We start from the raw sequence: 17,775 nt of genomic DNA, 5'->3' as shown, positions 1-17,775 counted from the left end.
CGTCCCAGGTTGTGGGCGGCTCCACCCCCGCCTCTTCGAGCAGGTCGGCCCTGTAGTAGAGCATGCCGGCGTCGGTGAACCAGGGCACCCCGTAGATGGCCCCCTCGTAGGTGTTGGACTGGATGGTGCCTTCGAGGAACTCGGCCTGCATCTCCTCGGTGAAGTACTGGGAGAGGTCCAGGATCCAGCCGTTGGCGGCGAACTGCGCGGGCCAGATCACGTCTCCCCCGATCACGTCTATATCGCCGCCGCCGGCCTGGAACTCGGTGCGCAGCTGGTCGAAGTACTGGCCGGTGGCCGCGGACATGGTCCGGAGGTTGACCTGAATCTCACCTTCATACTGCTGGTTGAAGCGGTCGATCAGCTCCTGCATCGTCCCGGACTCGTCCGGACCGAACGAGAAGGTGAGGGTGACGGGCCCCTCGCCGCCGTTACCGCCGCCGTTGCCCGCAGGCGTGCAGGCTGCGCTCCCCACCAGCGCGGCTCCGGCGAGCCCGGCGCCGCCGAGCTTCAGGAAGTCCCGGCGGCTGACTCGCCGGCCGACGGGGGTCATGTGCCTCCTTGCGACCTTTCGCCTCATTCCGCGACTCGCCTCCTTCCAGATAGAGTGTCCCTCACCTTCCGCCCCCGGACCGCTAAAAAACCTAGAATATGGCCTCCTCCGTCTCGGGATCGAAGAGATGAATCTTGGTCGTGTCTATGGCGAGCTGGATCTCCTCGCCCCTGCGGGCCCGGCTCTCGGGCGCCACCCGGGCCACCATCAGCTCCCCGGTATCGGTGGCCGAAGCCTCGTAGGCCGTGCCCTCGCCGTCCTCGCCCGCGGCAGCCCCTTCCTCTTCATGCATCTCATCGATGCTCCGGGTGTGAGCGGCCAGCTCGTGCGGTACCTCGAAGTAGATGTACTTCTCAGATCCCATGCTCTCGATCACCTGCGGCTTGACGGTGATGATGCTGGCGTGTCTCATACCCTCGGTAACCTTCGGGTCCTCTATGTGCTCGGGCCTTATCCCGAGGATCACCGCCCGATCTACGTACTTGTTCAGCTCGTCCCCGGCCTTGCGCCGGAGCTCGTCGGAGATCGGGATCTCCGTAGAGCCGAAGACCGCGACCACATCCCCATCCTTCTTCTTGAGGTTGACGCTGAGGAAGTTCATCGCGGGACTGCCGATGAAGCCGGCGACGAAGATGTTCTGCGGATGATCGTACATCTCCTGCGGGCTTCCCACCTGCTGGACCACCCCGTCCTTCAACACCACGATCCGGTCGGCCATCGTCATCGCCTCGGTCTGGTCGTGGGTGACGTAGATGGTCGTCGTCCCAATGCGGCTGTGCAGCTTGCCGATCTCCGTCCTCATCTGCACCCTGAGCTTGGCGTCCAGATTGGAGAGAGGCTCGTCCATCAGAAACGCCTTGGGCTCCCGCACTATCGCCCGGCCCAGAGCTACGCGCTGCCGCTGCCCGCCCGAAAGGGCCTTGGGCTTCCTGTCCAGAAACTGCTCGATGGAGAGTATCCGGGCCGCCTCCCGGACCCGGCGCTCTATCTCGTCCTTGGGCACCTTCCTGAGCTTGAGCGCGAAACCCATGTTCTCCCGCACGTTCATGTGCGGGTAGAGAGCGTAGTTCTGGAAGACCATGGCTATGTCCCTGTCCCGCGGCGGCAGGTCGTTTACTACCTGATCGCCGATGTAGATCTTGCCGGTCGTGATGTCCTCAAGCCCGGCTATCATGCGCAGCGCCGTGGACTTCCCACATCCAGAAGGTCCGACGAAGACGATGAACTCCCCGTCCTTTATATCCAGATTCATGTCCTTTACGGCATGGACGTCCTCGCCGTAGACCTTGTTGACCTCCTCCAGGACCACACTAGCCATCGATGAACCTCCTTATCCCTCTTGCGCCTGCAGGCTTCCCCCCGGCCCCGCAGCTACTCCAAATGTTAGCATGAGCACAAGATCACCGCTCTTTCCGCTAATGATACTCTAGTTTTTCTGCTTCAAGCAATTTCAGTCGTCGTAGAGCTCGTATCTCTCCTTGAGCCGCATCACGCGCTCCACGGCCTCATCTATGCGCTCGCGCGGGATCTCGCCGGACTCCACCGCCGACACCACGGCCCGGTAGGCTGCGGCCTGCTCTTCGGGGGTAGCGCCCACGATCAGGAGGTCAGCCCCGGCGGAGACGGCTTCGACGGCCGCATCGGCGACCGTTCCGCCGCGCCGGGCGCCGGCCATGTTCAGATCGTCGGTCACGACGACGCCATCGAAGCCGAGCTCGTCGCGCAGCAGTCTGATGGCCTCGGGAGACATGCTGGCCGGAAGGTCCGGGTCTATCGCCGGGTAGAGGAGGTGGCCCACCATCACCATCGGCACCCCGGCCCGGACGGCGGCTCTGAAGGGTGGCAGGTCATGCGCCAGGACCGTCTCCAGGTCGTGGTCGACCACCGGCAGCCCGACGTGCGAGTCCTCGGTAGCCGGGCCGTGGTTGGGGAAGTGCTTGGCAGAGGAGACGATCCCGGCGGCCTCAAAACCCCGCACGGCCGCCGCTCCCATGCGCGCCACCAGCTGCGGATCGGTGCCGAAGGAGCGCTCGCCGATCGCCGCGCCGAACCCCGTGTCCACGACGGGTGCGAGGTTGGTGTTCACACCGGCCTCCCGGAGCTGGCGCCCTATACTCTCCGCAGTGCTGCGGACCCGCTGCGGATCTCCGGACTGCCCGAGGCGCATGGCGGACGGCGCCTCGGAGACCCACGGCGCGTGGGAGACGATGCCGCCCTCGTGGTCCACGGCGACCAGGAGCGGGATTCCGGGCTCGGTACTCACCGAGAGCTCCTGCAGCGAGGAGACGAGAGCGCGCGTCTGCTCCTCGCCGACCATGTTGTGGCCGAAGAGGATCACACCCCCGATATTCCGCTCCCGGACCATCTTCTCTATGTAGTAGTCCGGCTCGGTTCCCCCGATCCCGACCATGAACATCTGCCCGACGGCGTCCCGCAGGCTCATCTTATCTGCGGCCTCCGGCTCCGCAGGGCGGGCCGGCGGGGGTTCGCTCTGCCGCTGCTCCTGCCGGCCGGACTCTCCGGCACACCCGGCGAGGAGCAGCGCCAGCAGCAGAGCGGAAACCAGAATCCGTCCCGCAGAGAATCCGTCCGGGATCATGATCTCTCAACACCCCTCCGTACGCGCCGCGTGCAACTCCCGTAGTTTAACCGCTGAGACGCGGTGTGTTTTCGGGTATCCTCTTCCGTAGCGTGATCCGGCTAGCCTACGAGTCAGGGACGCTGGTCGCCACCGGTCCGGAGAGGCCGCCGGAGCCCTTCGTGTGGGACGAACGCACCGAGCAGTGGCGGGCTCCGGCGAGCGCCTACCGGGAGACGGTCCTGCGCCTGCGCCGCGAGAATATTCCCCACCGGGACGCCGCTGCGGCTTTCGGGAGGCTCCGCCTGGAGTCCCGGATCGCCCTGGAGCCCCGCCCGTACCAGGTGGAGGCTCTGCGGGCCTGGCGGGCGGCGGGGCTGCGAGGCGTGATCGTGCTCCCCACCGGAGCCGGGAAGACGGCCGTCGCGGTGGAGGCGATCGGGCGCGTGGGGCGCAGCGCGCTCGTGGTCGTGCCCACGCTAGCGCTCCTGAAGCAGTGGTACTCGGTGCTGCACGACGCCTTCGGGGAGTCGGTGGAGGTCGGGCTGCTGGGCGGCGGCTACCATCAGGTCACGCCGCTCACCGTGACCACCTACGACTCCGCGTACATCCACGCCGAACGCTACGGCGACCGCTTCGCCTTCGTCGTCTACGACGAGGTGCATCACCTGCCGGCCCCGAAGAACCGCGTGATCTCCCAGATGCTCCTGGCCCCCTACGCGCTGGGCCTCACGGCCACCCCCGAGCGCCCGGACGGCGAGCACCGTCTGCTCCCGGAGCTGGTCGGAGAGGTGGTCTACCGGCGCTCGCCGGAGGAGCTGGCCGGCCGGTATCTGGCCCCTTACGAGCTCGTTCGCATACCCGTGGAGCTCACTGCTGCCGAGCGGGTGGAGTACGCGCAGGCCGACGCCGTCTACCGGGACTTCCTCGCCAAGCACCGCCTCTCCGTCCGCTCCCCGGAGGACTGGCAGCGGTTCATCCTGGTGGCGGCGACCAGCCACTCCGGCGGGCGCGAAGCGCTGCTCGCGGCGCGGCGGCGGCGCGAGATCGTGCAGTCCGCCTACCGCAAGGGGGCCACGCTGGAGACGCTGCTCAAGCGCCACTGGTCCGATCGCACCATCGTCTTCACCAAGAGCGTAGACGAAGTGTACGCGCTCTCGCAGCGCTTCCTCATCCCCGGAATTACCTACGAGACGCTCGCCCGAGAGCGGAAAGACATCCTGGACCGCTTTCGCGAGGGAAGATACCGGGCGATAATAGCCTCCGACGTGCTGAACGAGGGCGTGGACGTGCCGGAGGCCAACGTCGGGATCCTGCTGGCCGGGAGCGCCTCGCCGCGGGAGTACGTGCAGCGGTTGGGCAGGATACTCCGGCCGCGCGAGGGGAAGCGCGCGATCCTGTACGAGCTCGTGACCACCGCGACCGGCGAGGAGTTCACCGCCCGCCGGCGGCGTGAGGTGCGCTTCTAGTGCTGCGCAACGAGCACATCCTCGCCCACGTGAACCGCGGGCGGGTGGTGCCGCACCGCCTCTCTGCGGACGACGGGCGCGTGACGGAGGTGGCCGAACGGCTTATCGCCTGTTACGAGTCCCACCGCGAGGGCCCGCGCTCCCGGCTGGAGCGCGAGCTGGCGCTGCTGGAGGAGGAACTGGGACCGCGGCTGGACGCGCGGCGCGGGTTTAAGGTCGTGCGGGCGCTCGGCAAGCTGCTGCAGGACCGGGCCGAGTGGGCCCCGCCGACTTCCGCCGATCCCTATCACGTGCGGACCAGGCTCTTCGAGCTCGCCGCGCAGATGCCCGAGTTCCCGGCCGAAAAGCCCGACCTCCTGCAGAGCCCGACCCGGGAAGACGTCATCTCCCGGGTCAGCCGGGAAACCGGGCTGGAAGACCCGGTGCAGGTGATGTACGCCGACCGGCAGAAGGCCCAGATCCTGCGCCAGTTCGAGCGCCCCACACCTGAGGAGCTGATCTCCCGCTACAACCTGGCACAGGTGCAGGGGGTACTCTACTCGGCCCGCGAGCTTGTAGTGGATCTCGGCCGGGAGGCCGACGCCGAGCTTATCTTCCGCTACGCGAAGCTGATGGAGCTCATATACCGGATAGAGCTGACCGGCTCCGGCTACCGGCTCTGCCTCGACGGCCCGCTCTCGCTCTTCGGACCGGTCCGCAAGTACGGCCTCAGGATCGCCAAGTTCGTCCCCGGCCTGATGCTCACGCAGCCGTGGAGCTTATCTGCCGGCGTGCTCTGGCGCGGCCGGGAGGCGGTCCTGGAGCTGGATTCGGAGACATCCGGACTCACAAGCCACTACCGGCGGCCGGGGGACGAACCCGGAGACGAGGTGCGCCGCGCCTTCAGGAAAGCCTGGGAGCGGAGCAGGGACACCGGCGGGTGGGAGCTGGAGAGCGGCGCCGGGATAATCCCCCTGCCGGGCCTCAGAACGGCCCTCGTCCCGGACTTCTCCCTTCTGAACCGGGAGACCGGCGAGCTGGCGCACCTGGAGATCCTGGGCTTCTGGACCGAGCGGCACCTCATAGACCGGGCGGCTCAGATCCGGGAGGCGGGAGAGCGGGGAGCCCGTGTCCTGGTAGCCGCCCCGGAGGGCCTGGGAGCGACACCCGAAGCGCTGGATGCCGCGCTGGGCAAGGAGGTGATCTGGTACAAGACCCGCCTCGACCCGCGGGCGGTACTGGAAAACCTCTAACCCCGGCGGTTCTCTACGGAATCAGGACCGCCGCGCCGTTGATCTCCCCGGCCTTCAACCTCCGGAGAGCTCCGTTGGCCTCCTCCAGCGCAAAGGTCTCGACGTCGACCCGGATGGGGATCTCCGCCGCCGCCTCCAGGAACTCCCGCGCGTCCCGGCGCGTCAGGTTGGTCACGCTGCGCACCGCACGCTCACCGTAGATCAGCTCGTAGCGCATCTCCGGGATGGGAGACATGTGGATGGCGTTGATCGCCAGCGTGCCGCCCTTCCTCAGCTTCCCGAGCGCAGCCGGCACCAGCCACCCCGCCGGAGCGAAGGTCACCGCAGCGTCCAGCTCCTCCGGCGGCTCGTCCTCCGCACCCCCTACCCATGCCGCACCGAGCTCGCGCGCCAGCCGCCGGTGCCCCTCGCCCCGCGTGAACACGTACACCTCGCACCCCCGGTGCCGGGCGATCTGGATCGCCAGGTGCGCCGAGGCCCCGAAGCCGAAGAGCCCGAGACGGCCCCCGGGCCGGATCCCCGAGAGCCGCAGCGACCGGTACCCGATGATGCCGGCGCAGAGCAGCGGGGCCGCCCGCTGTTCAGGGAAGGAGTCGGGAACCCGGACCACGAAGTCCGCGTTTGCGACGGCCATCTCCGCGTAGCCGCCGGCCAGATGGTAGCCGGTGAAACGGGCCCGGTCGCACAGGTTCTCCAGCCCCTCCCGGCAGTAGCCGCAGCTCCCGCAGGCCCACCCGAGCCAGGTAACGCCCACCCGCTGCCCGGGCCCCACACCCTCCACGTCCGGCCCCGACTCCTCCACGATGCCCACGATCTGGTGCCCGGGGACGAGCGGCCGTCTCACCGGCTCCAGCTCCCCCTCCGCCACGTGCAGATCCGTGTGGCACACCCCGCAGGCAAGAACCCGCAGCAGCACCTCTCCCCGTCCGGGCCGCGGGTCCGGAAGTTCCCGCAGAGCGAGAGGTCCCTCCCCAACCGGCCGGGGACCGTCCAGCACCATCGCTCTCATATTCCGGGATTTTACAAGCCCCGGGCCACCGGCGAAGGGGCGCGGGTGCCCTCTCAGCCCGGTGCGTCTGGCCCGGAAGCGGTCCTGCCGGCGAACATCGCGAGCCCTAGCTCCGGCCCTGCCGGTAGCGGAGGTTCAGCAGGAGCGCCCCGAAACCGGCGGCGCACCAGGCGGCCATCACCAGGAACGAGAGCGCCGGGTCGGAGAAGACCTCCTCGCCGCTCATGCCGTTGACCGCGAGCCGCATCCCCTGCCCCGTCGGGGTGGCGGCGACGAGGGCTCCCATCCAGCCCGCCGGCTCGAAACCGGCGGCAAGGGCCGGGGCCACGACCGGGATGAGCAGGAACCCGCCCCAGGTGTTGAGCTGGTTCGCGTTGCGGAAGAACCCGCCGAAGAGCAGCCCGAACCCGACGAGCGCGAGGCTCATGAGCACCACCGTCCCCGCGAAGAGCGGCAGGTTCTCCGGCCGGAGCTGCGTCATCCCGAGCAGCAGCGTCACGGAGATGACCGTGTAGAGCACCCCGACCAGGGTCTTGGCCCCGATCACCTCGGGGTAGGAGGAGATCATTACCAGCGCGTCCAGCGTCTTTTTCTCAGTCTCTTCGGCCAGCAGGATGGGAACCACGAATACGGCGATCATGCCGACCAGGAAGACCACCGACGCCAGGACCATGTAGGTGTCGAACCCGAGCACCGCGAGGGCGTCTGCGGAGTCCTCGCCGCCGACGGGCACCGGCTCCACCTGCACGGCCGCCGGAGCGGGCTGACCGGCCAGCGCCCGCAGCGCCGGATCTATTGCGGAGGCCACGAGCTCTCCGCCCGCGCCCCCGCCCTCCGGCAGGAGCACCCGGACCTCGGGCCTCCCGCCCCCCTCCAGAGCCGGCAAGAGGTCGTCCGCCGCGATTATCCCCACGTCGGCCTCCCCTTGCTCGACCAGCGCCCGGACCTCTCCGGCTCCCGCCTCCTTGAAGCCGGCGTCTACCGCACCTCCCAGGGACTCCCGCAGGGCCTCGGCCAGCGCGGCGCTCTGCGCCGTGTAGGCCACGTCGGCCGTGGGTGTGAGGTCCTCAGGGTCACCGTCCGCCGTGGCGTTGTAGAAGAGCCCGATAGCCAGCGGGACGGCTATCGCTACCAGCACCCGGCCGTCGCGGATGGCGTCCCGGGCGTCCTTGTAGAATATCGTCAGCATTCGTCTGAGGTTCATGGCGTTCCTCCCGGATGTGGGGGTTGTAGCTAGAGCGGTCTTCCGGCGAGCTCGACGAACACGTCCTCGAGCGTCCCTTCGCGGGAGTGGATGGCGACGATATCGCCTTTGACCATCCACCCCTGAAGCCGGGTGGCGTCGGCCGGGTCGTCGAGCCGGATCGTCTTCTCCTCGCGGCTCCGGAGGATGACGGTGGCGGCGCGCTCGCCGCGCTTGAGCTTCAGCTCGCGCGGGGTGTCGAGGGCGACGATCCTGCCGGCGCTGAGGAAGGCCACCCGGTCGCAGAGCTCGTCGGCCTCCTCCATGTAGTGGGTTGTCAGGAGGACGGTGGTCCCCCGGCGGCTGAGGTCGGCTATGAGGTTGCGCAGCTCCCGCGCGGAGGTGGGGTCCAGGCCGCGCGTGGGCTCGTCCAGGAAGAGGATGCGGGGTCTGTTTATGAGGGCGCGGGCTATCAGCAGCCGCTGCTTCATGCCGGTGGAGTAGGTCTTCACCTTGCGCCCGGCGGCCCCGGTGAGCCCGACCAGCTCCAGCAGCTCGTCCACCCTCGACGCGGGGGCCTCGTAGAGGCGCGCGAAGAAGGCCAGGTTGTCGCGGCCGCTGAACCGCTCGTAAAGGTTCTGGTCCTCGAAGACGAGGTTGATGAGCGGCTTTATCTCCTCCGGCTCGGAGACCACGTCGTGGCCCGCGATCCGCGCGGAGCCGCCGGTGGGCCGGGAGCGGCCGGTGAGCATCCGGATGGTGGTGGACTTCCCGGCCCCGTTGTGGCCGAGCAACCCGAAGACCTCTCCCGCCCCTACGGAGAAGCTGATGCCGTCCACCGCCCGCACCGGCCCGTAGTGCTTGCGCAGGCCCTCCACCTCGACCATGGCCCGGCTCACACCCGGCTCCCGGCTCCCCGGCGCTCCCGCAGGAGCAGCTCCAGGATCTCCTCCAGTTGCAGCGCCTCGCTGCGGAAGAGCTCTATCCGCGCCTCCTCCAGCGCAGCGCGGGTCTCCTCCGGCGACCGGGTGACGATCCGGACCGGGCCAGCCTCCTCCACGCTCACGACGCCGGGGACGGCCCGATCCGGCGGGCTCTCCACCCAGAAGGCCCGCCACTCCTCAAGCAGCGCGTCCTTCTCGTAGAACCCCAGGAACTCCCCGGCGCTCAGTAAAACCACGTAGTCCGCCAGGCGGCTCACCTCCTCCATGACGTGCGTGGCGAAGAGCACGGTGCGCTCTCCGGACTGCATGAAGGCCGAGATCTCGTCCACCATCGCGCGGCGGGCGAACGGGTCCACGCCATCGGTCGGCTCGTCCAGCAGCATCAGCTCCGGCTCGCAGGAGCGGGCCAGCGCGAACGAGAGCCGGCGCTGCAAACCCTTGGAGAGCCGCTTGAAGCGGCGGCCGTGCGGGATCTCGAACCGCTCCAGCAGCTCCCGGTACAGCGGACCGTTCCAGCGCGGGTACCAGCGAGCATAGAAGCGCCCCAGCTCGCGGGCCGTCCAGTCGTCGTGCCCGACGGCCCGCTCGGGGACGTAGCCTATCTTTTGCTTGATCTCCACCTCGCTCCCCGGGTAGTCGCCACCCGGGTAGTAACCGCCGAGCACCCGGACCTCTCCACCATCCGGCCGGGCGAGGTTCATCATCAGGCGAAAGAGGGTGCTCTTGCCGCTCCCGTTCGGACCCACGACCGCCGTTACGTAGCCGGGCTCAAGCTTGAAGCTCACCGGCCCGAGCCGGAAACCGGGGTAGGCCTTGATCACTCCTTCCAGCTCGACGGCCGGGCGCTCCTGCGCAAGGTGCATGATCCCGCTCCTCTCGGATAGCATTACTCTTTCCTCTCCAGCTCGCTCAACGTCTCCTCGAACATCCGGCGCAGCTCCTCCGCGCTCAAGCCCCTCTGCCGGCCGGCCTCCACCGCCGCCCGGAGAGCTTCCAGCACGGCCTCGCGCCGGTAGCGCTCCCTCTCTTCCTCCCCCACATCCGCCACCGTCGCCCGCATCCCCTGCCGGGTGCGGATGAACCCGGCGCTCTCCAGGTCCTGGTAGGCCCGGCGGGTGGTTATCACGCTGCAGGAGAGCTCCCGTGCTAGCGCCCGGATGGAGGGCAGCGGAGTCCCCGGCCGGAGCCGCCCGCTGAGAATGAGGCCCTTTAGTTGCTCCTCGATCTGGCGGTACATCGGCTCCTCGTCGTCCATCGAGAGCCTGATGGGCAAACGCACCTCCCGCCCGGCCCCCTCGCTCATGCGCTCAGATCCCTCCGCGCCAGCCGCCGCCCGGTAACCCGCGCCCCGACCCAGAAACCGGCCGCGCCGAGCAGCAGGGAAGCGGCCGGCAATGCCGGACCGTAAGCCCGCACGAGGTCCATGACACTGGTGGCCAGAGGCACCTGATACCCCGCGTAGAGCACGAACAACGCCGCGAAGACCCCGGCCACGAAGACACACTGCACCGCGAACATGCTCCTGCCCGATATCGTCAGCTCGACGCAGAGGTGCGCACCTCCGGCCAGCAGCGCGTACCCGATCCAGAACAACACGAACCCCAGGTAGTCCGACACCGCAACCTCCGCCCGGAGACTGCCGGAGACCAGGTACGCCGGAGCGAAGAACACCGGAGCCGCAAACGCCAGGGTGACCAGCATCGTCATCGCCCGGCTCCGCACGAGATCCCGGACCGGAATCGGCATGCTCCGGTAGAACGCCATCTGCTGCGTGAAGAAATCCCGCCACGGAGACATGTACGCCCCCAGAAACCAGTTGAGCAGCAGGTTCGGAACTAAAACGAGCAGCAGAAGAGAGAGCCCGAAGTCCGAAGGATGCTCCCCCCGCGCGACGTTCGAGTACACACCCTCGAAGATAAAAGCCAGGATCAAACCAAACAAAAACGTAGCCCCCCCGGTGGCCAGCAGCACCGGTAACGTCCGCCTCAACTCGTCCCGAGCTAACCACACCGCATCCCGAAAACTCGCCGCCATCCAAACCTCCTCTCATATACATCAACTACTGTACATATACAATATACACAGTAGGACCCCCTGTCAACCGGATCGTGGTAGAAAGTGTGGCATGAAGGTGGCCGTGATCGGGGCCGGTATCTTAGGAGCATCGGTGGCGTACCGGCTGGCGGAGGGCGGGGCGCGGGTCACGCTGGTGGAGCGCGGGGAGCCCGGTGGCGGGGCGAGCGCGGCGAGCTTCGCGTGGGTCAACGCCAACGAGAAGAAGCCGCGCGCGTACTTCGGCCTGAACTACGCCGGGTTGCGGGAGCACTACCGGCTGCGGGAGGAGTTCGGCGGGGCTCCGTGGCTGCATCCCGGGGGAAACCTGGTGTGGAGCGCGGATGCTCGCGGGCTGCGGGAGCGGGTGGAGCGGCTGCGGGGGTGGGGCTACGCGGCGGAGACGGTCGGAGAGGAGCGGGCGCGCGAGCTGGAGCCGGAGGTCCGGTCACCGGGCGTGGCCGCCGCCTACTTCCCGGAAGAAGCGTGGGTGGACGTGCCGCGGCTGGTGCGGGAGCTGGTGGAGCGGGCCCGGGCTGCGGGAGCTGAGGTGAGGACCGGGAGTCCGGTGGTGGGGATCGAGGCCGAAGTCTCCGCCGTTCGGCTTGCGGGCGGCGAGCGGGTCGCGGTAGATGCGGTGGTCAACGCGGCGGGGCCGGATGCGGACCGGGTGGCCGGGATGGCGGGCTCCCCCCTCCCGCTCGCGCCGCGGCGCGGGCTGCTGGTGCGGCTGGAGGTGAGGGGGGCTCCACTGCGGCGGGTGCTCCACGCGCCGGAGGTGAATCTCCGGCCGGACGGAGCCGGGTATCTCATCGCGCACCACGAGTCGGTGGACCGGCGGCTGGGCGGCAAAGACGAGCGCCGGCTCGCGGTAGAGCTGCTGGAGCGGGCTCGGGGAATACTACCCGTGCCGGAGGCCCGGGTGTCGGGGGTGCGGGTCGGGACGCGCCCGGTACCGGCGGACGGTTACCCGAGCGTGGGTGCGGCACCCGGGATTCCCGGCTACTACGAAGCGGTCACCCACAGCGGCGTCACGCTCGGGCCGCTGCTCGGGCGTTTGCTGGCCTGTGAGATCCTCGGCGGGGAGGTACACCCGCTCGCCGCACCCTACCGGCCGGGCCGGCTACGAGAGCAAAGAATGACGGAGCATCCGATCCGTAACGCGAAGGAGGGCGGATGAGCGAGCTGCTGCGCTATCTAAACGTACACCACCGGGAGATGCTGCGGGATCTGGAAGAGTTCGTGACGCGCGAAACTCCGACAACCGACAAAGAGCTCACCGATGCCTTCGCCCGGTTCCTGGCAGACTACGCGCAGGCGATGGGCGGGCGGGCCGAGATCGTACCCGTCAGAGAGCGCGGCGACCATCTGCGCGTGAGCTGGGGCGACGAGGAGAGCGGCAAACCGGTCCTGCTCCTCGGACACTTCGACACCGTCTGGGATGCGGGGACGCTGGAGCGGATGCCGTTTTGCATCGAGGGTCACACTGCGCGCGGCCCCGGCGTCTTCGACATGAAGGGCGGGCTGGTGCAGGGCTTCTGGGCCGTGCGGGCGCTGCGCGAGGTTTCGGGAGTAGACCGGCCCATCGTGTTTCTCTGCAACTCGGACGAGGAGATGCACAGCCTCTACTCCCGCGAGCTTATCGAGCGGGAGGCGAAGAACGCCGCCGCGGTCCTGGTGCTGGAGTCCAGCACGGACGGCCGCCTGACGACGGCCCGCAAGGGGGTGGGGTCCTTCCGGGTTGAGGTAATCGGGCGCGAGGCGCACGCGGGCTCCAACCCGTTCGGCGGCGTGAGCGCCATAGACGAGCTCGCCCGCCTCACGCTGGAGCTGCACGGCCACACCGACCGTGAGACGGGCACGACCGTGAACGTCGGCGTGGTCGAGGGCGGCACGCGCGTCAACGTCGTGGCCGGCCGGGCCTCGGCGAAGGTGAACCTGCGCGTCGTGACCGAGGAGGAGGCCGGGCGCATGACGGACCTCATCCGCAACCTGAAGCCGCACAACGATGAGGCCCGGGTGGAGGTCAGCGGCGGGATGGTGCGCCCGCCGATGGAGCGCACCGAGAGCACGGCCCGGTTCTTCGAGCACGCCCGCCGGCTCGCGGCCGGGCTCGGCTTCGAGCTTGAAGAGCAGATGAGCGGCGGCGGCAGCGACGGGAACTTCTGCGCGGCGCTGGGCGTCCCGACCCTGGACGGTCTGGGAGCGGTAGGAGGCGGCGCTCACGCCGCGCACGAGCACATGAGAGTAGACGTCATGCCGCAGCGCGCGGCGCTCGTCGCCCGCCTGCTGGAGACGCTCTAACCGGGTCTGTGATCCGCCCGGAACTCACCCCGGATCAGTACCCCGGGCCAGCTCCTCCCGCGCCCGGCGCTCGCGCTCCCTCTGAGATAGGACGGGACAGGAATCGCAGTAGCCGTACCCGGCGCTCCTGTAGGCCTGACAGCAGACGCTGCGGGTCATGAACACCCGCCCCCGGCCCGCGTGCTCGACCGTGAAGAAGGCGTTGTTGGCGCGCAGTGGCGAGCCCGGGGTCTTCACGAGCGTCTCGACCCGCACTCCGCAGCGCAGGGGATCTTCGGCCTCTCCGGCCATCAGGAGGAAGGCGTGCGCCACCATATCCGAGGCCCGGTTCCAGAGCGTGCGCGCCCTGGCCCCGGTCCGCTCCTGCAGCACGGCGGCGAGCGGCTCGAGCCCGGCCTCCAGCCGCTCGCGCAGCCAGCCCAGCTGTGCCTCTTCGTCGGGCAGGACGGTGGCGTGCGGGCTCTCGCGGTCCGGGTCGTCGGGCAGGCAGGCGAAGTTTCCCCCGATCAGCGCAACACCGCTCACAAGACCGTGGTCATCGAGGGGGAAGGCCAGGTTCCCGGGTGACACATCCGGGACCCGGCCGCCGAGGACGTAACAGGCGGAGGCGAGGCCGCTCACCTGCCACGCGTAGGAGCCCATAAGGTAGGCCCCGGCCTTCTGCCGGGTGAGGTTCCACCTCTCCATCGCGCGCTCGGATTGCACCTCGGCGAGCGCAGCGTCGCCCGTAAGCGCGGCGGCGCCGATCCATCCCCCTGCGGGGAGACCGAGGCGCGCCCTGAAGGGGCGCTCTCCGGAATCGAGCATTTCCAGCGTGGAGCGCAGCGGGGACTCGGGCCTCACCGGGTTCCCGTCCGGTCTCAAAACCACTCCGGTCCGGGAGGGGCCGGCCCTCCGATCGCTTCACGGTCCGCCCCGGCCATTCTCCACGCCTCGTACGGAATACCTGGGGTTCTCTTAACCGTTTGCGGCACGGCCGTTACTCCGGGCTCTCCGGACGATCTGCGCCAGACGCGGAGCGAAGTTCTCCAGCAGATAGGGATGGCTTAGGACGGTGTTGAACGAAAGCGCGCCCTTGAGCGGGTCGTCGTTCTCGGTCAGGTAGACGACGCGGTCCTCCCGCACGGCATCGAGACGTCGGAAGAGCTCGTGCGACCGGATCTCCTCCTCGTCTGCCGGGCTCGCGGAGAAGCAGATGATGACGTCGGCCTCGGCGAGGCCGAACTGCTCCTCGCTTATCTCCACGTAGTAGTCGTCCTCGGTGGCCACCTCCGCGGCCCTCCCGGGCAGCCGGAGCCCGAGATCGGTAAAGAAACGGACGCTCCGGTCCGCCTCCGAGTAGAGGTAGAAGAACCCGCCGCCGGCTCCGATCACGGTGACCGTCGCCCCCTCGAACTCTGGGTACTCCTCCCACGCCTGCTCAAACCGCCGCTCCAGATCGGAGACGAGCTCTCCCGCCCGCTCCTCCCGGCCCAGAGCACGCCCGATAATGCGCGTCTGTTCCTGCCACGGGACGCCGTAGTCCACCCACTCGCCTGACTGGGGCAGGGTAGGCGCGAACTCCGAAAGGGTGTCGTAGTCGTTCCGCGTCATTCCCGAAGAGATACCAACGATGAGGTCCGGTTCCAGTGCCGCGACCTGCTCGTAGTTTATTGCGTCGGCGGGCAGAAGTTCGGGCTTGGCATCCCCGAGCTCGCCCTGCGCCCACGGCCAGACGCCGTTCGGCGGATCGCCAAACCACCTGCGAATACCGACCGGCCGGACCCCGAGCGCGAGTAGGGGGTCCTGATCGGTGTACCCCACGGAGACGACCCGCTCCGGAACGCCCTCGACGACCGTCTCGCCGTACTTGTGCTCGATGGTGCGGGCATCGGCTCCGCCTCCGCCGACGGCCCCTCTGCTGCATCCGGCCGGGAGCAGGAGCAGCCCGGCGGCCCCGATCAGGAACTCCCTCCGCGTCACGTCGTCTATCTCCGGCAGCGACGGGAATGTCCGCACGCGTTCTGCAGCCTCCTTCGTCATGCCCTTCTCCTCTCGTTCGCTGGCGGGCTTTCATATCTGGTGGCGCGGTTCTCCGGGGTGGGGCACGGGTCCGGTGAGCTATACTGGGCACATGGCGGAGAAGGCCACACCGCACCGGCCCCTGAGCGTCGAGGAGTACCTGGCCCTCGAAGAGTCGGCGAGCGTCCGCCACGAGTACGTGGCTGGCGAGACCTACGCGCTCGCCGGGGCCACAGACCGGCACAACAGGATCTCGCTGAACATCGCCTCGCGGCTGCTGGCCGCCGCCCGCGGCACTCCTTGCCGGGTCTACATGAGCGACATGAAGCTCAGGGCTTCTGAGAGCGTCTTCTACTACCCGGACGTGATGGTCGTGTGCGGGCCGCCGGAGCCGGGCAACCCCGACTTCCAGAGAGACCCCTGCCTGGTGGTCGAGGTGCTCTCCCCGAGCACCGAGCAGATCGACCGCCGCGAGAAGCTGCTCGTCTACGAGAACATCCCGAGCGTCGGGGCATACCTCGTTGTCAGCCAGGACATCCGCCGGGTCGAGCGGCACTTCCGGGGCGAGGACGGCCTCTGGCGCAAGGCCGATCTTGTGGACGTGGGGCGTTTCCCCGTACCCTGCCCGCCGGACACGGAGCTTACGCTCGACGAGGTCTACGAGGGTCTGTAGGCTCGCGTAGATCAAGACCTCTCTTCGAACAGGTACTTCTCAAGGTCGTCAAGGACTGCGTTCGCCGCGACCAGCCCGAAGCCGTACCAGTGCTCGCCGACGACGTAGGCTCGATCCTCTCTCACCGCAGGGTTGCGCTGCCAAAGAGGCTCGGATAGGAGCGTATCCAAAACCTCGTCGGCATCCTCTTCTTCGGAGACGGCAGCGTGGACGAAGATGTGGTCGGCGTCTATGTCGGGAATCAATTCCAGAGAGATCTCATAATCCGGTATGTTCTGCGCCGGAGCGAAGCCGATCTCGTCCACGATCGCGCCCGCGAAAGAATCCGCGCCGCTGTAGTTGGCTACGTACTCAGAACTCACCTGCAACACGGCGACCCCGGTCTCCTCCGGGGATTGCGGCAGGTCTTCCCGCAACCGGACCACCCGCTCCTCGTAGTCCGAGATCAGGACCTCCGCCTCTTCCAGGCGGCCCAGGGCGTCGGCGCAGAAGCTCCGAGATCAGGACCTCCGCCTCTTCCAGGCGGCCCAGGGCGTCGGCGCAGAAGCGGAAGTGGGGTTTCCATTCCCCGTCGGAGGTCCAGTCGAAGACGGCGGTGGGCGCGATCTCGGAGAGCTTCTCGTAGTCTCCAAAGAACAGCTCCCCCTCGAACCCCAGCGTTAGCATCAGGTCGGGCTCGACCCTGGCGAGGGCCTCCAGGTTCGGCTCCTGGTTAGGGAACTTCACCTCGGCGTCTTCGAGTGCGCCGGCATAGAGTTCGCTGTAGCCGGTAACGCCCGCTACCGGCTCGATGCCGAGCGCGACCACCGCGTCCAGCGCGTGCGCGGTGAGGACGGCCACCCGCTTGGGACTCACGGGGATCTCGATCTCGCCGAAGGCGTGCTCGAACGTGCGGGTCTCGCCGGATGGTTCGCTGCCTCCCCTCTCTCCGTCGCTCCCGCACCCGGCTGGGAGCAGGAGCAGCCCGGCGGCCCCGATCAGGAACTCCCTCCGCGTCGCGTCGTCTATCTCCGGCAGCGGCGGTAAGGTCCGCACGCGTTCTGCAGCCTCCTTCGTCATGCCCTTCTCCTCTCGTTCGCTGGCGGGCTTTCATATCCGGTGGTGCGGTTCTCCGGGGTGGGGCACGGGTCTGGTGAGCTATACTGGGCACATGGCGGAGAAGGCCACACCGCACGGGCCGCTGAGCATCGAGGAGTACCGCAAGCTCGAGGAGAGCGCCACGGTGCGCCACGAGTACGTGGCGGGTGAGATCTACGCTATGGTCGGGGCTACCCGGCGCCACCACCGCATCTGCGGCAACATCTTTCGCAGGCTTGCCGACGCGGCCGCCGGAGGCCCTTGCCGGGTCTCGATGGAGACGGTGAGGTTGGAGGTCGCCGGCGATGTCATCCCCGGAGGCATCGCCTACTACCCGGATGTGATGGTCGTCTGCGGGAGAGAGCCCGAAGACCCCTACATCGAGGACGCCCCGTGCCTGGTGGTCGAGGTCGTCTCTCCGAACACCGCCTCCACGGACCGTCGCGAGAAGCTGATGGTATACCGCCAGATCCCGAGCGTAGAGGCGTACCTGATCATCGAGCAGGATCGCAAGCGAGTCGAGCGGCACTTCCGGGGCGAGGACGGCCTCTGGCGCAAGGCCGATCTTGTGGACGTGGGGCGTTTCCCCGTACCCTGCCCGCCGGACACGGAGCTTACGCTCGACGAGGTCTACGAGGGTCTGTAGGCTCGTGTAGATCAAGCCCCCTCCTGACAGGTACCTCTTGAGGCGGGGCGGCGG

At 68.3% G+C, this 17,775-nt stretch carries 19 protein-coding genes; 6 read left to right on the top strand and 13 right to left on the bottom strand.

Annotated features, from left to right (window positions below; genetic code table 11):
• The 3 genes from E0L93_RS15380 to E0L93_RS15370 all read right to left on the bottom strand — a co-directional run.
• Nucleotides 1-580 (bottom strand): extracellular solute-binding protein (locus E0L93_RS15380; RefSeq protein ID WP_243638270.1); only part of this gene is annotated, 580 nt, incomplete at its 3' end.
• A gap of 64 nt (nt 581-644) precedes the next feature.
• Nucleotides 645-1,871: an ABC transporter ATP-binding protein gene (locus E0L93_RS15375; protein WP_132692966.1), complete on the bottom strand. Its 1,227-nt coding sequence runs from the start codon at nt 1,869-1,871 to the stop codon at nt 645-647.
• A gap of 132 nt (nt 1,872-2,003) precedes the next feature.
• Nucleotides 2,004-3,152, bottom strand: coding sequence for a glycoside hydrolase family 3 protein (locus E0L93_RS15370; RefSeq protein WP_132692965.1), 1,149 nt, complete (start codon nt 3,150-3,152; stop codon nt 2,004-2,006).
• A 92-nt stretch (nt 3,153-3,244) separates the two neighbouring features.
• On the opposite strand from E0L93_RS15370, the gene E0L93_RS15365 reads away from it, so the two are divergent.
• Both E0L93_RS15365 and E0L93_RS15360 read left to right on the top strand, forming a co-directional pair.
• A complete protein-coding gene (locus E0L93_RS15365; protein ID WP_165874420.1) occupies nt 3,245-4,600 on the top strand; it encodes a DEAD/DEAH box helicase in 1,356 nt (451 codons plus the stop codon).
• Entirely contained in the window at nt 4,600-5,832 is a 1,233-nt protein-coding gene (locus E0L93_RS15360; RefSeq protein WP_132692963.1) for a DUF790 family protein, read from the top strand. The genes E0L93_RS15365 and E0L93_RS15360 overlap by 1 nt, the downstream gene beginning before the upstream one ends.
• Nucleotides 5,833-5,845: 13 nt before the next feature.
• Here the strand turns inward: E0L93_RS15360 and E0L93_RS15355 are convergent, their stop codons facing one another.
• From E0L93_RS15355 to E0L93_RS15975, 6 genes are all read right to left on the bottom strand, one after another.
• Nucleotides 5,846-6,841, bottom strand: a complete 996-nt coding sequence (locus E0L93_RS15355) for a zinc-dependent alcohol dehydrogenase family protein (RefSeq protein ID WP_132692962.1) — start codon at nt 6,839-6,841, stop codon at nt 5,846-5,848.
• Nucleotides 6,842-6,947: 106 nt separating this feature from the next.
• Complete coding sequence (locus tag E0L93_RS15350; protein WP_132692961.1) at nt 6,948-8,045, bottom strand: ABC transporter permease; 1,098 nt, start codon at nt 8,043-8,045, stop codon at nt 6,948-6,950.
• A gap of 29 nt (nt 8,046-8,074) precedes the next feature.
• Nucleotides 8,075-8,923: an ABC transporter ATP-binding protein gene (locus tag E0L93_RS15345; RefSeq protein ID WP_207890548.1), complete on the bottom strand. Its 849-nt coding sequence runs from the start codon at nt 8,921-8,923 to the stop codon at nt 8,075-8,077.
• On the bottom strand, nt 8,920-9,855 hold the full coding sequence (locus E0L93_RS15340; RefSeq protein WP_132692960.1) for an ABC transporter ATP-binding protein: 936 nt from the start codon (nt 9,853-9,855) through the stop codon (nt 8,920-8,922). The genes E0L93_RS15345 and E0L93_RS15340 overlap by 4 nt, the downstream gene beginning before the upstream one ends.
• Nucleotides 9,855-10,271 carry a GntR family transcriptional regulator gene (locus E0L93_RS15335; RefSeq protein ID WP_243638269.1) on the bottom strand — a complete coding sequence of 139 codons (417 nt, stop codon included), beginning with the start codon at nt 10,269-10,271 and terminating at the stop codon, nt 9,855-9,857. Before E0L93_RS15335 ends, E0L93_RS15340 begins: the two co-directional genes overlap by 1 nt.
• The gene (locus E0L93_RS15975; RefSeq protein ID WP_165874419.1) at nt 10,268-11,002 is read right to left on the bottom strand and encodes a hypothetical protein; all 735 of its coding nucleotides are present in this window, start codon (nt 11,000-11,002) and stop codon (nt 10,268-10,270) included. The genes E0L93_RS15335 and E0L93_RS15975 overlap by 4 nt, the downstream gene beginning before the upstream one ends.
• A 91-nt stretch (nt 11,003-11,093) precedes the next feature.
• Here E0L93_RS15975 and E0L93_RS15325 point away from each other — a divergent pair, with 91 nt between their 5' ends.
• On the top strand, nt 11,094-12,200 hold the full coding sequence (locus E0L93_RS15325; protein ID WP_165874418.1) for an NAD(P)/FAD-dependent oxidoreductase: 1,107 nt from the start codon (nt 11,094-11,096) through the stop codon (nt 12,198-12,200).
• Nucleotides 12,197-13,324, top strand: coding sequence for a M20 family metallopeptidase (locus tag E0L93_RS15320; protein ID WP_132692957.1), 1,128 nt, complete (start codon nt 12,197-12,199; stop codon nt 13,322-13,324). The genes E0L93_RS15325 and E0L93_RS15320 overlap by 4 nt, the downstream gene beginning before the upstream one ends.
• A gap of 24 nt (nt 13,325-13,348) precedes the next feature.
• On the opposite strand, the gene E0L93_RS15315 is transcribed toward E0L93_RS15320, so the two are convergent.
• Nucleotides 13,349-14,188 (bottom strand): IucA/IucC family C-terminal-domain containing protein, encoded by an 840-nt coding sequence (locus E0L93_RS15315; protein ID WP_132692956.1) that lies wholly within the window; start codon nt 14,186-14,188, stop codon nt 13,349-13,351.
• A gap of 93 nt (nt 14,189-14,281) precedes the next feature.
• The gene (locus E0L93_RS15310; RefSeq protein ID WP_132692955.1) at nt 14,282-15,346 is read right to left on the bottom strand and encodes an iron-siderophore ABC transporter substrate-binding protein; all 1,065 of its coding nucleotides are present in this window, start codon (nt 15,344-15,346) and stop codon (nt 14,282-14,284) included.
• 91 nt (nt 15,347-15,437) lie between these two features.
• Here E0L93_RS15310 and E0L93_RS15305 point away from each other — a divergent pair, with 91 nt between their 5' ends.
• Nucleotides 15,438-15,998 (top strand): Uma2 family endonuclease, encoded by a 561-nt coding sequence (locus tag E0L93_RS15305; RefSeq protein ID WP_132692954.1) that lies wholly within the window; start codon nt 15,438-15,440, stop codon nt 15,996-15,998.
• Between the two features lie 11 nt (nt 15,999-16,009).
• Here the strand turns inward: E0L93_RS15305 and E0L93_RS16500 are convergent, their stop codons facing one another.
• Complete coding sequence (locus E0L93_RS16500; protein WP_279387510.1) at nt 16,010-16,444, bottom strand: ABC transporter substrate-binding protein; 435 nt, start codon at nt 16,442-16,444, stop codon at nt 16,010-16,012.
• Entirely contained in the window at nt 16,350-17,057 is a 708-nt protein-coding gene (locus E0L93_RS15295; RefSeq protein WP_132692952.1) for an ABC transporter substrate-binding protein, read from the bottom strand. The genes E0L93_RS16500 and E0L93_RS15295 overlap by 95 nt, the downstream gene beginning before the upstream one ends.
• A gap of 91 nt (nt 17,058-17,148) precedes the next feature.
• Between E0L93_RS15295 and E0L93_RS15970 the strand changes: the two genes are divergently transcribed.
• Nucleotides 17,149-17,721: a Uma2 family endonuclease gene (locus tag E0L93_RS15970; protein WP_165874416.1), complete on the top strand. Its 573-nt coding sequence runs from the start codon at nt 17,149-17,151 to the stop codon at nt 17,719-17,721.
• Nucleotides 17,722-17,775 lie beyond the last annotated feature (54 nt).

The sequence above is a fragment of the Rubrobacter taiwanensis genome (genome assembly GCF_004337705.1).
Taxonomy (GTDB): Bacteria; Actinomycetota; Rubrobacteria; order Rubrobacterales; family Rubrobacteraceae; genus Rubrobacter_C; species Rubrobacter_C taiwanensis.
The sequence above is the reverse complement of the archived record's forward strand: the minus strand, read 5'-3'. Positions and strand labels throughout refer to the sequence as shown.